At 37.7% G+C, this 16,160-nt stretch carries 17 protein-coding genes; 1 reads left to right on the top strand and 16 read right to left on the bottom strand.

Going from position 1 to position 16,160, the window contains the following annotated elements:
• Nucleotides 1-90: 90 nt before the first annotated feature.
• From EO114_RS05860 to EO114_RS05795, 14 genes are all read right to left on the bottom strand, one after another.
• Nucleotides 91-1,608 carry an NAD(P)/FAD-dependent oxidoreductase gene (locus EO114_RS05860; RefSeq protein WP_009353103.1) on the bottom strand — a complete coding sequence of 506 codons (1,518 nt, stop codon included), beginning with the start codon at nt 1,606-1,608 and terminating at the stop codon, nt 91-93.
• An 89-nt stretch (nt 1,609-1,697) separates the two neighbouring features.
• On the bottom strand, nt 1,698-3,017 hold the full coding sequence (locus tag EO114_RS05855) for an amidohydrolase (protein ID WP_062401415.1): 1,320 nt from the start codon (nt 3,015-3,017) through the stop codon (nt 1,698-1,700).
• A gap of 162 nt (nt 3,018-3,179) precedes the next feature.
• Nucleotides 3,180-3,641, bottom strand: coding sequence for a hypothetical protein (locus EO114_RS05850; RefSeq protein WP_038144458.1), 462 nt, complete (start codon nt 3,639-3,641; stop codon nt 3,180-3,182).
• Between the two features lies 1 nt (nt 3,642).
• The gene (locus EO114_RS05845) at nt 3,643-4,437 is read right to left on the bottom strand and encodes a DUF3100 domain-containing protein (protein ID WP_009353070.1); all 795 of its coding nucleotides are present in this window, start codon (nt 4,435-4,437) and stop codon (nt 3,643-3,645) included.
• A gap of 191 nt (nt 4,438-4,628) precedes the next feature.
• On the bottom strand, nt 4,629-5,045 hold the full coding sequence (locus EO114_RS05840) for a flavodoxin domain-containing protein (RefSeq protein ID WP_009353092.1): 417 nt from the start codon (nt 5,043-5,045) through the stop codon (nt 4,629-4,631).
• An 11-nt stretch (nt 5,046-5,056) separates the two neighbouring features.
• The gene (locus EO114_RS05835; protein ID WP_127062060.1) at nt 5,057-5,623 is read right to left on the bottom strand and encodes a DUF3793 family protein; all 567 of its coding nucleotides are present in this window, start codon (nt 5,621-5,623) and stop codon (nt 5,057-5,059) included.
• A gap of 258 nt (nt 5,624-5,881) precedes the next feature.
• Nucleotides 5,882-6,487: a hypothetical protein gene (locus tag EO114_RS05830; RefSeq protein WP_127062058.1), complete on the bottom strand. Its 606-nt coding sequence runs from the start codon at nt 6,485-6,487 to the stop codon at nt 5,882-5,884.
• 9 nt (nt 6,488-6,496) lie between these two features.
• Entirely contained in the window at nt 6,497-8,200 is a 1,704-nt protein-coding gene (locus EO114_RS05825; protein WP_009353106.1) for a glutamine--tRNA ligase/YqeY domain fusion protein, read from the bottom strand.
• A 136-nt stretch (nt 8,201-8,336) separates the two neighbouring features.
• A complete protein-coding gene (locus EO114_RS05820) occupies nt 8,337-9,323 on the bottom strand; it encodes a D-glycerate dehydrogenase (RefSeq protein ID WP_009353086.1) in 987 nt (328 codons plus the stop codon).
• Between the two features lie 376 nt (nt 9,324-9,699).
• Nucleotides 9,700-9,960, bottom strand: a complete 261-nt coding sequence (locus EO114_RS05815; RefSeq protein WP_240629066.1) for a helix-turn-helix domain-containing protein — start codon at nt 9,958-9,960, stop codon at nt 9,700-9,702.
• 263 nt (nt 9,961-10,223) lie between these two features.
• Complete coding sequence (locus EO114_RS05810; protein WP_009353098.1) at nt 10,224-10,688, bottom strand: hypothetical protein; 465 nt, start codon at nt 10,686-10,688, stop codon at nt 10,224-10,226.
• Nucleotides 10,689-10,756: 68 nt separating this feature from the next.
• Complete coding sequence (locus EO114_RS05805) at nt 10,757-11,284, bottom strand: hypothetical protein (protein WP_009353096.1); 528 nt, start codon at nt 11,282-11,284, stop codon at nt 10,757-10,759.
• An 83-nt stretch (nt 11,285-11,367) separates the two neighbouring features.
• The gene (locus EO114_RS05800; RefSeq protein WP_009353068.1) at nt 11,368-11,952 is read right to left on the bottom strand and encodes a xanthine phosphoribosyltransferase; all 585 of its coding nucleotides are present in this window, start codon (nt 11,950-11,952) and stop codon (nt 11,368-11,370) included.
• An 11-nt stretch (nt 11,953-11,963) separates the two neighbouring features.
• On the bottom strand, nt 11,964-12,854 hold the full coding sequence (locus EO114_RS05795; RefSeq protein WP_062401409.1) for a LysR family transcriptional regulator: 891 nt from the start codon (nt 12,852-12,854) through the stop codon (nt 11,964-11,966).
• Between the two features lie 246 nt (nt 12,855-13,100).
• Here EO114_RS05795 and EO114_RS05790 point away from each other — a divergent pair, with 246 nt between their 5' ends.
• The gene (locus tag EO114_RS05790; RefSeq protein ID WP_127062056.1) at nt 13,101-14,333 is read left to right on the top strand and encodes an FprA family A-type flavoprotein; all 1,233 of its coding nucleotides are present in this window, start codon (nt 13,101-13,103) and stop codon (nt 14,331-14,333) included.
• 298 nt (nt 14,334-14,631) lie between these two features.
• Here EO114_RS05790 and EO114_RS05785 read toward each other — a convergent pair whose 3' ends face one another.
• A complete protein-coding gene (locus EO114_RS05785; RefSeq protein WP_009353056.1) occupies nt 14,632-15,126 on the bottom strand; it encodes a hypothetical protein in 495 nt (164 codons plus the stop codon).
• 20 nt (nt 15,127-15,146) lie between these two features.
• A complete protein-coding gene (gene floA / locus EO114_RS05780; RefSeq protein ID WP_009353112.1) occupies nt 15,147-16,154 on the bottom strand; it encodes a flotillin-like protein FloA in 1,008 nt (335 codons plus the stop codon).
• Nucleotides 16,155-16,160: the final 6 nt, after the last annotated feature.

Below are 16,160 nucleotides of genomic sequence, written 5' to 3'. Positions count from 1 at the left end.
TATATCAATTATCATCATATATTAGCATAAAAAAACTGTAGTGATAGTATCCCCATCACTACAGTTTTTACTATATATCTTTTTAATAGATTACCATTTATGTTCGTAGAACACTTGCGTCCACATAGACACTTCTGACAATGTTGGGTGTGGAGCCATAGCCTCGCCAATGGAGATAACAGATTGTGGATCCAAGTACCTTGTCAAACCTTGTGCACGTAGTTCTTTCGTTGTATTAGAACCGATTTCTTCATGAACAGGAACTAATTTCACTTCACCACTATTCATTAAATGTACATATGGTTGGAACAAGATCGATGCTTGTGGTCCCACGATATGAGCCCCTAATAGACGATTCGTAGCTTTGTCTACTACTACCTTAATAAATCCATCATGCACATCGCCTTTATCGATACCAAGGGCCATACCTTTTGCGGAGTTAGAATAGTGGTTAATACCAACTCCCACATCATAACCAGCCTCTTTGGCTTCTGCTTCAGTCATACCGACACGACCTACTTCTGGATACGTGAACGTCACCATAGGAATCAAATCATAGCGTGCCCAACGATAGTCTGTTGGAGATGTAGCACGATATAAATTATGAGAGATAATATCCCCTTCATAGTTGGCACGATGACGGAAGGCTGCATTACCATTCACATCACCTAATGCATACACACCTTCTACAGATGTTTCTAAAAATTCATTAGTTTTAATCCAGCCACCTGGTAATTGCTCAATATGAGTATTTTCTAGGTGCAAATCTTCTACAGACGGAGCAATCCCAGTAGCCACCAAAATTTCATCTACACGGATTTCAGATACTTCACCTGTAGTACGGTTTTTCACAGTGATTACTTTATCACCATTATCCACACGTACATTATCACATACAGTATCTGTTAATACGTTCACTCCAATGGCTTTCATTTCTTCTAAAATATGAGCAGAAATAGCTTCATCTTCTTTTGGCAATAAACGCACATTGCGCTGGATTAACGTCACTTCCGTACCTGCTGCGGCAAACACACCAGCAAATTCTGTACCAATAGGACCACCACCAAATACAGCTAGTCGTTTATATGGTACTTTTGGATATTCACTGCCAAAGAATTTTTCACTTGTAATATAACCTGCTTCTTCTAAGCCATCTACATGATTTACTTTAGAATGACCGCCTGTACCAATGATAATAGTAGGTGCTGTAATTTCTTCTGTTTTTGTACCATCTTGCAATGTTACATATAATACTTTATCACTTACAAATGTAGCTGCTCCATGGTATACATCAGCGTTATCAAAGCTTTCATAGAACTCTTTAACCCCTTTGCTTTTATTGATAGCTTTCCAAACCCGTTCACTCACTACATCCCAGTTAAGAGTCGGTGTGGCAGTTTCTACACCAATTTTTTTCCAACCATGGCTTTCATGTACCACATCCGCTGCAGTAACCATTACTTTTGTTGGAATACAGCCACGTGTTAAACAAGTGCCACCAAAGCCTGTTTTTTCAATAACAGCTACACGTTTGCCTGCTTTTAATGCTGCATCAGCTACTAAGCTAGCACCACCAGTACCAATTACGATTACATCATATTGTTTCATTTACGTCATCCTTTCTAAACCAATGGATAATCTTTATTCTTTGTATATAGTATATCATACATCGACTATTTTAGATATGAGAATTTTTACTATTTTCCACTGGCAATAGAATCTAACAATTCAATATACGTTTCTTTTGTTAAAGGAGCTTCAAAGTTTTCTAAAATTTCTTCCGCAACCTGTGCCTCATCATATAATAAATCAACAATAGTCATGGCTAAGGCTTGAGCCGTTTTAATATAGGCTACATCTGGTACGGTAATATTATATTCCGCACTATGGAGCACCCCTTCAATACATCCCACCCAAGGGTGGATAACAGGCATTAAATGGGATACATCGCCCATGTCAGTACTTGCTGTCATATGCACCCGTTGACGTACATTGTCTGTACCAAATAGCGGTTCTGAGTTAGACCGCAATAAACTGTTCATATCTGGATTATCACGCATCGGTAAATAGCCCGGTAGATCATGAATCACACAAGTAGCCCCCACTGCATCTCCGCCAGCTTTCAAGGCACGATTGACACGTTGATTCCCATCCACAATAGCTTGTACATTAGAAGCACGCACATAGCTTTCAACTTGCACATAATCTGGTACACAGTTGACCAAGGTTCCCCCTTGATTAATGATAGGATGGAACCGGAAATAATCGCTCTCTTTGAAAGTCTCACGAATAGCATGTACTCCCATCACCCCCATCAAAGCTGCATTTAATGCGTTAATCCCTTCATGAGGAGATGCCGCTGCATGGGCAATTTTACCATGGTATTCAATCAGTTTTGCCACAAATCCATTGGAGGTACTACCTAAGTTCATTTCTCCCGTAGGTGTGTCCGCTGTTTCCACATGCATTTGCATAGCCATATGGATATCATCAAAAGCTCCTTCATAAATCAGCTGTTGTTTACCACCTAAGTATTTAATCGTTCCTTTTTCACGCAATGTATTGCGATAATCCACTTCAATCATCTCTTCTGCTGGGACTGCAAATAAAACTACATCCCCACCAAGAGCTTCCATAACGCCTTCCGCTTGTAAGCCCATGGCTACTGCAAATAAATTGGCAATTTGCACATTATGTCCACAACAATGGGCTGCCCCTGTCATAGGATCTGCCTTTGGATGACGGTGACATACGATGGCATCCAATTCACCGATCATGGCGACAGTTTTTTTAGATTTACCACCATGCAAACGACCTTTCACACCTGTAATAGCATGACCAATCGTAAAAGGAATCCCTAGCTCTGTAAACATATCTTGTACTTTTTGAGATGTTTTATGCTCTTTATAACCCAATTCTGGTTCATCCATAATGGCGCTAGCTAATGCACGCAATCGACCTTGACCTACCACAATGGCATCACATACACGTTGTTTTACTTCTTCTTTCGTTAACATAATCGGTCTCCTTTTACATTGTATGAAAACACCTTTTACTAAAAGGTATCTATGTATAACTCTTGAACTCTATTGTACCACGAAATCAAAAAGAGAGTTGATAGGAAATCATCAACTCTCTTTCATTAGGTTCAACTATAACCTATATGGTTATATTCAAATTTAAATCACACCTTGCATATGTAATACAAAATGAGCTACTGCAGCAGCACAAATAAAGGTACCTGCCGTTACCGCTAAGGCTACTGGAATAATTCTCCAAGATAGACGACGGAATGCTCCTAAGTCTTTTCCCAAGGAGAGACCTGCATAGGCTAATACTGGTGTGGTTGTAGCCAAGAATGTTACTTCTTTTGTTTGTGCAATAATCCATGCTTGCCCTGGCATGATTGGCAAGGATGCAATGACCCCTACTAAAGATACCCAGAAGACCATAGGGAATCGATTAGCTAATGGCAAATAGGAAATAATCGCACCAATAATTGCTAACCCAGCAATCACAAAGACTCCTACAAGACTTGGTCCCAATAGATGCTTGCCATCAATGATATTACCCAGAGCAGTCATAATAGCTGCAATGCATATAACAATGACAAATTGTGTAATTTTTTCACTCATAGTCATCTTATTGTCCCTCCTCTGCCAAATCTTGTTCACGTGTACGACCTGTAAAGAAATTATATGTTTTTTCCATCACAGGTAAAGACACGAAAATACCAAAGTAAACTCCTAGTACAGTAGTCAGCAAATTCGCTGCCCCTGCTAAAGCTGCAATTTGAGCTTCATATTCTGGATATACTGCAATGATAGGGGCAGTAGAAGCAGCCATCATACTAGCACTACCTACACCCGCACCCATAGCCAAGGCCAGTGGATGGAACCAACCCATTTGAGCAAAAAATCCTGCTAGTACAGACGCCCACATAGCACCAATCAATACGCCACAAATATACATGCCCATAACGCCACGGCCTTCAGGAGAGCTAAAGCCAAATTTATCAATAATAATCGCTACATTAGGTTCCCGGTCTACAGAGTAACAAGCACCCACCGCTTCACGGCGCATTCCTACTAATAATGCCACTGGCAAGCCGAATAAAATAGTACCAAAGAAATGGCCTAACTCTTGTAACATAAGAGCCAACCCAGCAGTAGAAAGAATTTCTAAATTAGGACCAATCCCTAAGCCTACTTTAACCATTAAGAGCATCACTGCAATCCCAAGATAATCCGCTGATTTTTCCATGGTTTCTACTGTTAAAATTTTGAATGATGGAATGGATACAAACAAACCCATAATCAACGCATAGAGAAGCGGTAAGAATACCACAGCTCCAAATCGTTGGATTCCGATCATTTCTGCAATGATGGTAATCACAAGAGCCAATGCATGTAATTTCCAGTTTTGTAATACTTGCATACAATACCTCCTATACTAATAACTATAACTATTTCTTTATTATAGTAAAGTTTAACGTGCACGGTCAATGTGTGAGTGATTCCGAATTAGCAATAGGGTTGCAAAAATAAAATAAGAGGTGAATAGCTGTACTATCCACCTCTTATGATTAAGAGCTAGTATATTGAGTTATCATATGCCGTATAGTTGGCTTATGCATTTACTAATGCTTTTCCTAATGCTTCACATTGTTCTTTACCAGAATCATCAGGTTCGCCCATCACTGGTAATTTATCAACTACAACGCCATTAGCGCCTTCTACACGACCAGCCCAGTCATCTAACCAAGAGCCACCCCAACCATAGGAGCCAAACAATACTACTTTTTTACCTGCCAATTTAGGTTCTAATGCTTCATAGAATGGTGCAAATTCACCGTCTTCCAATTCTTCAGCACCCATGTCAGCGCAACCTAATGCTAATTTTTCATAATTAGCAGCTTCATCAGCAGTGATTTCAGAAACGGATTTTACTACCACTTCTTGACCAGCATCAGCGATGCCTTTACCTACAGCTTCTGCCATTGCAGCTGTGTTACCTGTTCCAGACCAATAAATTACAGCGATCATAATGTTACCTCCTAGCATGCCGTTACGGCAACCAAAGACTCTAAAGATTTTCCTTTATTCAACTGTGCATGACAATAGTCACGACACATTCGAAAACAATGAAATGCGTGCATAGCTGACGCTTGATTTCCATACACCTTCCAGTCGCCACAGACTTTATAGCCTGCTCCGCGGAATTGGATAAACGCTTTTACATCTTCTAATGGATATCCTAAAAACACACCGATTTCATGAGGAAATACGTCGCTCATTTCAATACGATCACGCAAATGTAATAACCAATCTGCCAAAGTTTCATAGGATTCATATCCATAATTTTGTAAAAATGCTAGCACCTCAGGTTGTCGCAAATAGTCCTCAAGCATACGTTCACGAAATACGAGTAATAATTTTCGTTTATTACAATGGCACAATTCATAAAAGAATAGACCTTTTTGATTAAATTTATCATTATACTCATGTGTTTTTTCTACCATCTTAGCCCCTAAATGCTGAGGTAAAGCAACAAGATTTGCCACTTTAATACCTCGAATCGCGGGCGCACAATGGTAACCGATAATCTGCTCGATGGATTCCATTTGTTGTACCTGCCTTTTTACTTATTTTGGGGAGAACACTTGCTCTCACAGCAAATAGATAATCCGGATATATATCATCTCGAAAGATGAATCAAAATAATGAAAATTATTTCTATTATTATAATACAAATAATCCTACCATATGTCAATAAGCATGAGAAGTTTTTTCATTTAAAACAAAAAAGTTGCACTCTTTGAAAGATAGGTATTTCATACTACTCATAGTCAATACTATTCTTCAAAGTTTGCAACTTTTCTTTATAATAAATACTGTAATTGTTTTCTCAGTGCTGTATCTTGCACATTTGTCATGACATATTTTACTCGTGGGGCTCCTGTACTATCTGACAAGAATGTAATTTGCAGATACATAGGATATTCCACTTGCTTAAACCATGTATTTACAATGATTTCACCTGCATATACATGTTTTCTTATTTCTCGAAATGGGACAATCACTTGGAATGATTCAGGGTGCTCTTTTACATATGAATCATAGTCCTGAATCATAGCGACTGTATATTTAAATCCTACAGGGGCTGATGTAGAATTCCAACCACCTTGCTTAGGACCAAATCCATATAGCAAGGTGCCTTCACCATAACGGGCATAGTAATAATTGTTATTTTGTTTATCCATCAGCATGTAGGACTCACTTGTATCAATACCAATTTGTCGTAGTCCCTCTTCCAATGACTGTGGCATACCACTAGAAATAATACTAGCACTACTCCCTGCTTGCACAAGCATAGTAGCCGGCCATCTATCTGATACCCTATTGGATGCTTCCACACCAATCTTGCTGCCAACTAGCATACATACAAGCGTACATAGCCATACAAAATATGTTATTTTTCTATTCATTATATCCGCCTAACCTTGTTTCTTTTGCATTTTCGCCCAGGTATCACGCATACCTACAGTTCGATTCATCACAATATGGTCTGGCGTGCTATCTTTATCCGTTACAAAATAACCAGTACGCAAGAAATGATAATGATCACCTACTTGTGTATTACGGAATGCTGCTTCACCTTTAGCAGATTTTACTTCTAAGGAGTTTGGATTCAACTGTTGTAAGAAATCCTTATCTGCCGATTCGTCATCTTCTGCAGATAATAAATAATCGTATAAGCGCACTTCCATATCTACCGCTGTAGAGGCTTCTACCCAATGTAAGATACCTTTTACTTTCTTTTGACAGCCTGTTCCAGATTTTGTAGTTGGATCATAGGTACAATGGATTTCAGTGATATTGCCATTGTCATCCTTTAATACAGATTGACATTCAATGATGTAGGCACCTTTTAAGCGTACTTCTTTGCCAGGTGCTAAACGGAAGAATTTTTTCACTGGCTCTTCCATAAAATCACCACGCTCAATGTACACTTCTCGACCAAATGTCACTTCACGTGTGCCCATTGCTTCATTTTCTGTATTGTTCTCGATCACTAATGTCTCCGTTTGCCCTTCTGGATAATTTGTGATGACAACTTTTACTGGGTCTAGTACTGCCATATACCGTGGCGCTTTTAATTTCAAATCTTCACGGATACAGAACTCTAATAGACCTACTTCTACCATGCTATCTGCTTTGGCTACACCAATACGTTCACAGAAATCCCGAATGGACTCTGGGGTATAACCACGACGACGTAAACCAGAAATCGTTGGCATACGAGGATCATCCCAACCACTTACAAGATTCAACTCAACTAATTGACGCAATTTACGTTTACTCATGACCATATTCGTCACATTTAAGCGAGCAAATTCAATCTGTTTTGGTTTTTCTGTATCTTCCCAATCTTCCAACACCCAATTATAAAGTGGTCGATGCACTTCAAATTCTAAGGTACATACAGAATGGGTAATACGTTCAATCGCATCAGATACTGGATGGGCATAGTCATACATAGGGTAAATATTCCATTCAGAACCTGTACGATGATGGTCAGCATGTAAAATACGATACAATACAGGATCTCGCATTACGATATTAGGGTCTGCCATATCAATTTTGGCACGTAGTACTTTTTCTCCATCTTTATATTTGCCCGCTTTCATTTCTTCAAAAAGACGTAAGTTTTCTTCTACGCTACGGTCACGATAAGGACTATTCGTGCCAGGAGTTGTAAAATCACCACGAGTAGCACGGATTTCTTCTGGTGTTTGATCATCTACATAGGCTTTACCTTTTTTGATCAATACTTGGGCATATTCATATAATTTACCAAAATAGTCAGATGCATAATGTACATCCCCATGCCATTCAAAGCCTAACCATTTTACATCTTCTTCAATGGATTCTACATATTCCACATCTTCTTTCACAGGATTTGTATCATCAAAACGCAAGTTTGTTAAGCCATGATACGATTTGCCAAGACCAAAGTTAAGACAAATAGATTTTGCATGTCCAATATGCAAATACCCATTTGGCTCAGGCGGGAATCGCGTATGAACACGTTTTCCATAGGTATTTTCTTCATTGTCTGTATTAATAATCGCTTCAATAAAATTAACAGTTTGAGGCGTTGTTTCTTCTGTACTCATCATCGTCTCTTTCGATTCCATGTGATTCTTCCTCTCTTAGATTGATTATACACAAGTGCACGTTCTGCACATTCTCTTTATTATACCACAGGAACAGCTATGTTTCACCGTTTTCTTATGAATGAAACCAGCAATTTTCATATCAGTTCTCTACCATTTATTTCTCGATGGATTGGTAATTAACGCTTTCATTGACACAGGTCAACAATGGTTTACCATGTACACCAGCAATCAGATTATTAGCTGTCAGCATAGCCATCTCTTTACGAGTGCGATCAGTGAAAGACCCAATATGAGGTACCACTAAGCATTTACCAGTTTTAAGTAATGGATGGTCTGCCCCAATTGGTTCTGGATCTACCACATCTAAAGCCGCGTAATCGATTTGACCCGTTTCTAACGCGTGCACTAATGCATCTGTATCCACAATTTTTCCACGTCCCACATTGACAAATAAAGCCGTCTCCTTCATCATTTCAAAAGCTTCTGCATCAATTAAATGATATGTTTCCTCTGTCAATGGAGCCATTACTAAAATAATATCACTAGTAGTGAGCAACTTGCCCAGTGATACATAGGTTGTCATAAGTAAACTATCGTCATTGCGACGATTACGGTTATGATACTGTACAGTCATCCCAAAAGCACGAGCTCTACGAGATACGGACACACCAATTTTACCCATACCTATAATGCCTAATGTCATACGGCTTAAATCTTTACCTTTAATATTTGAAGGGCGTTCAACCCATTTACCCTCCTTAACGAACTGAGCATTTTCATAAATTCTACGACTGGCAGCTGCCATCAATGTAAATGCTAACTCAGCTGTGGTTTCTGTTAATACATCAGGTGTATTGCCATAAGGTATATGACGTGCTGTTAACGCATCGATATCGATATTATCATAGCCCACAGAAGCCTGTGCAATTACCTTTAAATTTGGCGCATCTTTAACTAGTTCTTCATCCACAGCAAAATGATTAATACTCCATAATCCATCTGCATCACGAAGCCATTCTTTTAGCAGCTCTTTTGGCATTTTTTCTTTTTCTGTCCACTGACGCACTGTCACATGTTCACTTAAATAAGCGACTACATCTTTACGCACTAGACCCGGTACTACTACTATTGGTTTATTCATTTGTTACCTCACTTTCATGTATCCTATGTATCTACCCTATAAGTATTATGTTATATTATCCACTCTTGACTATTGCTAGTCATCGTTATAAATACCTCTTTTGTAAATTATATCATATCTCCTTTGGACAATAAAAAAGACAGTCCTATTTTCATAGAACTGTGCTTTTTATTTGTAGATACGGTAACTTGCACTCTCAAACGTACCCGAGAGCTTCTACGCTTTCTATACGATGATATGCTATTCCACAAACGTTCCTAGAATAACATGTTTATCCTACCAATTGGATTTTCCTTCATTGAACATTTCAAATGCATGTGCAATTTGGCGTCTCAATTTTAATCGTTGTGAATCACTTAATACATATTCTACACCATTATGTGCGATGCGCCCATTTTTTTACAATGCTACTCAAATCGTAAAGAATTTCTCTAGCCATGCTTGCATTGCCTGCTAATTCATCAATTGTTACATCATAATAATTAGCCAATCGCTTTAAGGTTTCCAAATCAGGCTCTCGATATCCTGTTTCGTAATTTGACAGGGCAGCATTACTAATACCAATATCCCGAGCCACATCTAATTGACTCCGCCCAATCCGTTTACGGGCATGTCTTAAATTTTCACCTAATGCCATTGTATCACCCCTTATACTACGTGAATCTATAGTATAAATAACCTATCTCTATTATAGCATGAGATACAATAGATATGCTATAGAAAACCACTATCCCACATCTCACGAATTGTGTATCTCTCTATGTTTTTCAGCATTTTTGAATTGTATTACACGAATTGAATTGTTTATCCCAACTGCGCATGCGTATTTTTGATTATATTTTAATCAAAATTGATAGATTTCATTCTATTTTAATCGTTTTCACTCATAAATTATTTATATTATTCATGTGCATGTTCTGGTGGCGGTAATTGTTCAACTCGGAATACCTCACCTATAGTTTGAATTTTTCCAGGAATGTATTCAACAATCTGTGTCATCAATACATATAACAATCGTGGATCAAAATTAGAATTTGCGCTTTGATTAATACAATCTAAATATACACTATCATCATCTTCTTCAATATAATATTTGAAGCTTTTATATGTACTGTTCTCACGATTGATAAAAGTCAGAATATCTTGACGATTTTCCTTAGTAACAACACCTGCCCCCATCAATAATCGAATTGTAGCATAAATTGTATCATCCAACAATAAAAATACTGGAATATCTCCTAATTCTGTTTGTACATAGGATCTAAATACAACCGTATGATCTTCATCGCCAACTTCACGCTTTTCAAAGCATGTCAATTGTTCATCAATGAGAAATTTTTCAAATAATCTCGCCTTTTCATTCATAGGTATCACCTCGTTAAAAAAAAGGGCATTGCTTGTCACAATGCCCATATAATTTTATTCTATCAGTCTTAATCCTTTTTAGATTTTGTAGTTTTCCGCGGTTTACTTTCTTTTTTAGTAGCCGTTTCTTCTACTGCAGTATTTTCTACTTTAACACTTTCTACTGCTGCAATAATACGAGTTAAGTCTTTTTGTGTATGTGGATACAAGACCTCAAAAATAGTATATGCTACTAACTCTGGCTCAAAATTATCTCCACTCATTAAGCTTACATCTAAAAGAATTGCTTCGTAGCCATCTTCTTCCATTAGATAGTGTTTGAAACATTTAAATTCACTATTCAATTGATTTAGCACTTCCACTGTAGCTTTTCGCTGTTCTGGAGTGAAACGACCACCTGCAATTTCTAAACGCACAAAACCAAATGGCGTATCATCCAATACTACAAACAATGGGAACACAATATCATTATACTCAATACTCGCATCGAATATCGCTGTATTATATTGGTCATTTTCAATCTCACGAAGAGTAAAAAGATTTGTTAATTCATTTTGTTCAATAAACTGTTGAAATAATTCTGCTTTTTTGTTCACTGTCTTAACTCCATTCCAAATACGTTTAAAATTAAAACTCATTACCATAATGATAACACACAATGAGATATGATTTCAATGGATTAACAAGATTCATCTTCTTTATAAATACAACGATCATTTTCAAAGCGTGCAATTCGCACTAATGAATGTACTTCATACCCTGCTTTTTCTAAACGCTCACGACCTGGTTGGAATGATTTTTCAATGACAATAGCAATTCCTTCTACCGTATCTCCTGCGCTTTCTACAAGCTTAGCCAATCCCATAGCCGCTTCACCGCTAGCTAAAAAATCGTCAATAATTAATACTTTCTCTCCTGCAGGCAAGAATTTTTTGGAGATTGTTACATCATAGTTCTCTTCTTTAGTATAAGAATATACCACAGAGTGATATACATCATCTGTCATCAAAATAGATTTTTTCTTGCGCGCAAATACTAAAGGAACATCTAATTCAATGGCAACTTGTAATGCGATTGCAATACCAGAGGCTTCAATCGTAACAATGCGTTCAATACCTCGTCCTTCAAATTGTTTCGCAATTTCTTTACCGATTTGAACAAACAATTTAGGATCAATTTGATGATTTAAAAATCCATCTACTTTTAACACTCGATTGTTTAATACAATACCTTCTGCATCAATACGCTGTTTTAATAATTCCACGATGATCCTCCTTATTGTTTTCTGTCTTTCAATATATTAATAAATTGTGAAACACCTTCTGTTAATGCATCCATTCTTGATCGTACTAATACAATACGACGCTCTGGAATATGTAAGTTTGTCTTTAATTCGATTAAAGAACCTTTTTTTATTTTTTCTCTAGCCACTAATTCTGGCACTAAAGAAATTCCTAAGTTAATTTCAACCAAATCCATAAGTACATCCAAGCTACCTAGCTCAAAAGCTGGGCTCGTGCATCGATTATAGGTGACCGTATCAAAAAAAGTTCGACTGCTCGCCCCCATCGTAAGCAATAATAATGGCTCTGCCATAATTTCATCAATGGACCAAACCTTCGACTCATCTTTGTATATAGTGCCTCCTACAAATATATCTTGCATAGGCTCTAAATCTAGGATTTCTAAATGATTATTATCATAGAGTCCATCATAGGCATGAACCACAGCGATTTGAGCCTCTCCCGATTCAAGCATTCCTACGCATTCACGGGATGGTCGATTCGTAACACGTAAACTAATATCTAGCTGTTTTTCTTGCCAACTTTTGAAAGTAGGTAACAAAAAATACTTACTCAATGTATCTGTAGCTGCTAAGTGTAAACTCTTATAATCCCTAGATACACGTTCTTGTAGTTTTACAATCCCATTATCTAAAATGGAAAATGCTTCTACAGCTGTTTCAAAGAGTTCACGACCTGCTTTTGTAAAAGCTACTGATTTTGTTGTCCTTTCAAATAGAGGAATTCCTAAATCTTTTTCTAATTGCTTAATACTCTGGCTAATGGCCGATTGTGAGACACCATTCGCTTTCGCTGCCTTGGAAAAAGATAAGTGCAATCCTACTCCCACAAAGGCACGCAGTAATTCTGCAGACACAGACATAAATAACCTCAAATTTTCTATGAAAGTAATTCACTTCCACTATTACTTTACTATTATATATACTTATAAGTTTACCTATATTCATTTCTATTGTCAAACTGCAAAAATACGAATAGAATTTTATCTATCTATTTGTAATAAAACTATATAAAATAGTTGCGTTCTAGCTTATAAACTAGTAATATATATTTGATAAGAAAATCTGGGGCATAACAATCCCCCCGTATGTATGAAAGGAATTTAACTATGCATTGCGCACAAAAATTGACTGATCATATTTATTGGATTGGTAGCAACGATTGGAGTACAGAACGTTTTGAAAACTTGTTTCCAATTCCAAATGGGGTAAGCTACAATTCCTATTTTATTGACGACGAAAAAACTTGTATTGTTGACTCTGTAGATGATAGCATTCGTCAAGAATTCTTTGACAATGTAGAACATTTGTTAAATGGTCGTGAGTTAGATTATTTAATCGTAAATCACATGGAACCTGATCATTGTGCTACATTAGTAGAATTGCTAGACCGTTACCCAAATGTGAAAATGGTCGGCAATAAAACTACATTCCGATTCTTTGAACAGTTCTATGGTCGTCCAGCTCCTGACAACTACTACGAAGTAAAAGAAGGCGACACCATCGATCTTGGTCATCATAAGCTTCGCAGCTACACCATGCCAATGGTTCACTGGCCAGAAGTAACCTGTACTTACGAATCAACAACAGGCACTTTATTCTCTGCTGATGCATTTGGTACATTTGGCACTATCAACGGCAATATCTTCGCTGATCAATTAGATTTTGATCGTGTATACGAAGATGAAGCTCGTCGTTATTACACAAATATCGTAGGTAAATATGGTGCACAAGTACAAAATGCATTGAAAAAAGCATCTTCTTTGAATGTAAATATCATTGCACCTCTTCATGGACCAATTTGGAGAACTCCTGATAGCATTTCTTACATCATCAGTAAATACATGCATTGGAGCACTTACAATGCAGAGAAAAAAGGCGTTGTCATTGCTTTCGGTTCCATGTATGGCAACACTGCTGAAATGGCTCAGCAATTAGCGAAGTTGCTATCTTTACGCGGTGTAACAGATATCCGTATTTATGATGTATCTAAAACTAATCCATCTTACATCATTTCTGATGCATGGAAATATAGCCATTTAGTATGTATGGCACCAACTTACAACTTAGGCTTATACTTGACTATGGAAAACTTATTACATGAATTACATGCATTAAACTTCCATAACCATAAAGTTTCTATCGTAGGTAACCATTCCTGGGCATCCGGCGCGATGAAACGCATGGTTGATTACTTTACAAATGAATTTAAAAACATGGAAATCGTTGGTACTCCACTAGATATTAAAGGCGCATTACACGATGAACAATTACCATTGTTTGAAGAATTAGCAGATTCCATCGTTGCTTCCTTAGCAGAAACAGATATCAAAACTTTATAATCAATACAAGCGACTCTACACAGTAGAGTCGCTTTTAATCTATACATCTAAACAATTAATGATACTATTGATGAATCTAGCTTTAGTATAACCCAATATTTAGTATAGAGTGTAACTGTAAATTCCTTGTAACATATACAAAATGAGCTATCATGAAAGGACATTCCCAACTTGATAGCTCATTTTTATAGGTACTATATGTATTACTATATCTAATAGCAAATAAATCTATACAGAGGATGTATAAGTACAATCACATCATTATATCTGGGTATTACCTATCGATTCTACTAACATACTATCGACGATAACGGCCTAACATACGCGCCCCTTTTGGTGTTTCTAAAATCATAGACCACACCATTCCATACCTAGCTGCTAATCGTAAGCCTTCATTCTTAGACGTACCAGAATAAATAGGTCTGTCTTTTCTCACCTCTTTAACAGATATGTTTGCAGATTTCCTTCGTTTAGCCTCTATTCGTTCATGGACTGTAGCTCGCATTTCCTCTGCGTCATATCTCGGTGAGTCTTCTGGCTTTTCATATCTATCTACATTCACTGGATTACTTGTATTCACAGTCCCTTCGGAGGTGTTTCCCACCATTACATCAGGATCCATATTCACAGATTCCTTCGGGTCCCGTGAAAGTGTAATACCATAATACTCTTCCATTTCCTCCCAAGTCATATCCTTAGTCGGAACTGGTTTTTGTGAAGATTCCTCGTTAGGTGTTCCTTTTTTAAATATAAAGGATCCTAAAATAATCAGAATGAGTATCCCTATTTCCATAATCGGATACCTCCTCTACCTTATTCATGTGTACCTTTACCATCGATGGTAGATGCATAATCACCTTCAGAAATACTTTCACGCATTTTAGTGTCCGCCATAATATTATTCATCGAATAGTAATCCATAACACCCAAATTACCCTCACGTAACGCTTGGGATAGCGCTTTTGGTACTTCCGCTTGAGCTTCTACTACCTTTGCTTGCATTTCTTGGGTATGGGCACGCATTTCTTGTTCTTGCGCCACCGCCATAGCACGACGTTTTTCTGCTTGCGCTTGGGCGATTTTTTTATCCGCTTCCGCTTGATCTGTCATCAACTGGGCGCCAATATTACGTCCTACATCCACGTCGGCAATATCGATGGATAAGATTTCAAAAGCTGTCCCTGCATCTAAGCCTTTATTCAATACAGTACGAGAAATATGGTCTGGATTTTCCAAGACGTCTGTATGCTCTTCAGAAGAACCTACGGTAGTAACAATACCTTCCCCAACACGGGCAATAATCGTTGCTTCTCCAGCGCCACCAACTAAACGATCAATATTAGCACGCACTGTCACACGAGCACGAACTTTTAGTTCAATACCATTTTTAGCTACTGCAGAAATAATCGGTGTTTCAATCACCTTTGGATTGACCGACATTTGTACCGCTTCTAATACATCACGACCTGCTAAATCAATGGCTGCAGATCGTTCAAATGTTAACTCCATAGTAGCACGTTCTGCTGCAATCAATGCATCAACCACACGGTCTACATCACCACCTGCTAAATAATGGGCCTCTAATTGATCTACCGTCACATCTAAGCCAGCTTTATTGGCTTTCACCAAAGGAAGTACGATTTGCGATGGAGATACTCGACGAAGACGCATACCAATCAAAGTCATAATGCTGACGTTCACGCCTGCTGCTAAGGCAGATACCCATAGCCCTAATGGGACGAAATGTAAAAATAAAGAAATGCCGATAATTAGAATAATCGGAAAAATGATAAATCCCACCGTTCCAATAATTGTTTCCATATGTCC

The organism is Veillonella sp. 3627 (assembly GCF_003992195.1).
In the GTDB taxonomy this organism is placed as follows: Bacteria; Bacillota; Negativicutes; order Veillonellales; family Veillonellaceae; genus F0422.
Note: the sequence above shows the minus strand (reverse complement) of the source record. Positions and strands in the feature narration are given on the sequence as shown.

Bases quoted from the DNA above. Each gene is read 5' to 3' on its own strand.
- floA (WP_009353112.1), bottom strand. From the start codon at position 16,154: ATGGAAACAATTATTGGAACGGTGGGATTTATCATTTTTCCGATTATT.
- EO114_RS05845 (WP_009353070.1), bottom strand. From the start codon at position 4,437: ATGCAAGTATTACAAAACTGGAAATTACATGCATTGGCTCTTGTGATT.
- EO114_RS05840 (WP_009353092.1), bottom strand. From the start codon at position 5,045: ATGATCGCTGTAATTTATTGGTCTGGAACAGGTAACACAGCTGCAATG.
- EO114_RS05860 (WP_009353103.1), bottom strand. From the start codon at position 1,608: ATGAAACAATATGATGTAATCGTAATTGGTACTGGTGGTGCTAGCTTA.
- EO114_RS05790 (WP_127062056.1), top strand. From the start codon at position 13,101: ATGCATTGCGCACAAAAATTGACTGATCATATTTATTGGATTGGTAGC.
- EO114_RS05785 (WP_009353056.1), bottom strand. From the start codon at position 15,126: ATGGAAATAGGGATACTCATTCTGATTATTTTAGGATCCTTTATATTT.
- EO114_RS05815 (WP_240629066.1), bottom strand. From the start codon at position 9,960: ATGGCATTAGGTGAAAATTTAAGACATGCCCGTAAACGGATTGGGCGG.
- EO114_RS05855 (WP_062401415.1), bottom strand. From the start codon at position 3,017: ATGTTAACGAAAGAAGAAGTAAAACAACGTGTATGTGATGCCATTGTG.
- EO114_RS05795 (WP_062401409.1), bottom strand. From the start codon at position 12,854: ATGTCTGTGTCTGCAGAATTACTGCGTGCCTTTGTGGGAGTAGGATTG.
- EO114_RS05820 (WP_009353086.1), bottom strand. From the start codon at position 9,323: ATGAATAAACCAATAGTAGTAGTACCGGGTCTAGTGCGTAAAGATGTA.
- EO114_RS05810 (WP_009353098.1), bottom strand. From the start codon at position 10,688: ATGAATGAAAAGGCGAGATTATTTGAAAAATTTCTCATTGATGAACAA.
- EO114_RS05825 (WP_009353106.1), bottom strand. From the start codon at position 8,200: ATGGAATCGAAAGAGACGATGATGAGTACAGAAGAAACAACGCCTCAA.
- EO114_RS05830 (WP_127062058.1), bottom strand. From the start codon at position 6,487: ATGAATAGAAAAATAACATATTTTGTATGGCTATGTACGCTTGTATGT.
- EO114_RS05850 (WP_038144458.1), bottom strand. From the start codon at position 3,641: ATGACTATGAGTGAAAAAATTACACAATTTGTCATTGTTATATGCATT.
- EO114_RS05835 (WP_127062060.1), bottom strand. From the start codon at position 5,623: ATGGAATCCATCGAGCAGATTATCGGTTACCATTGTGCGCCCGCGATT.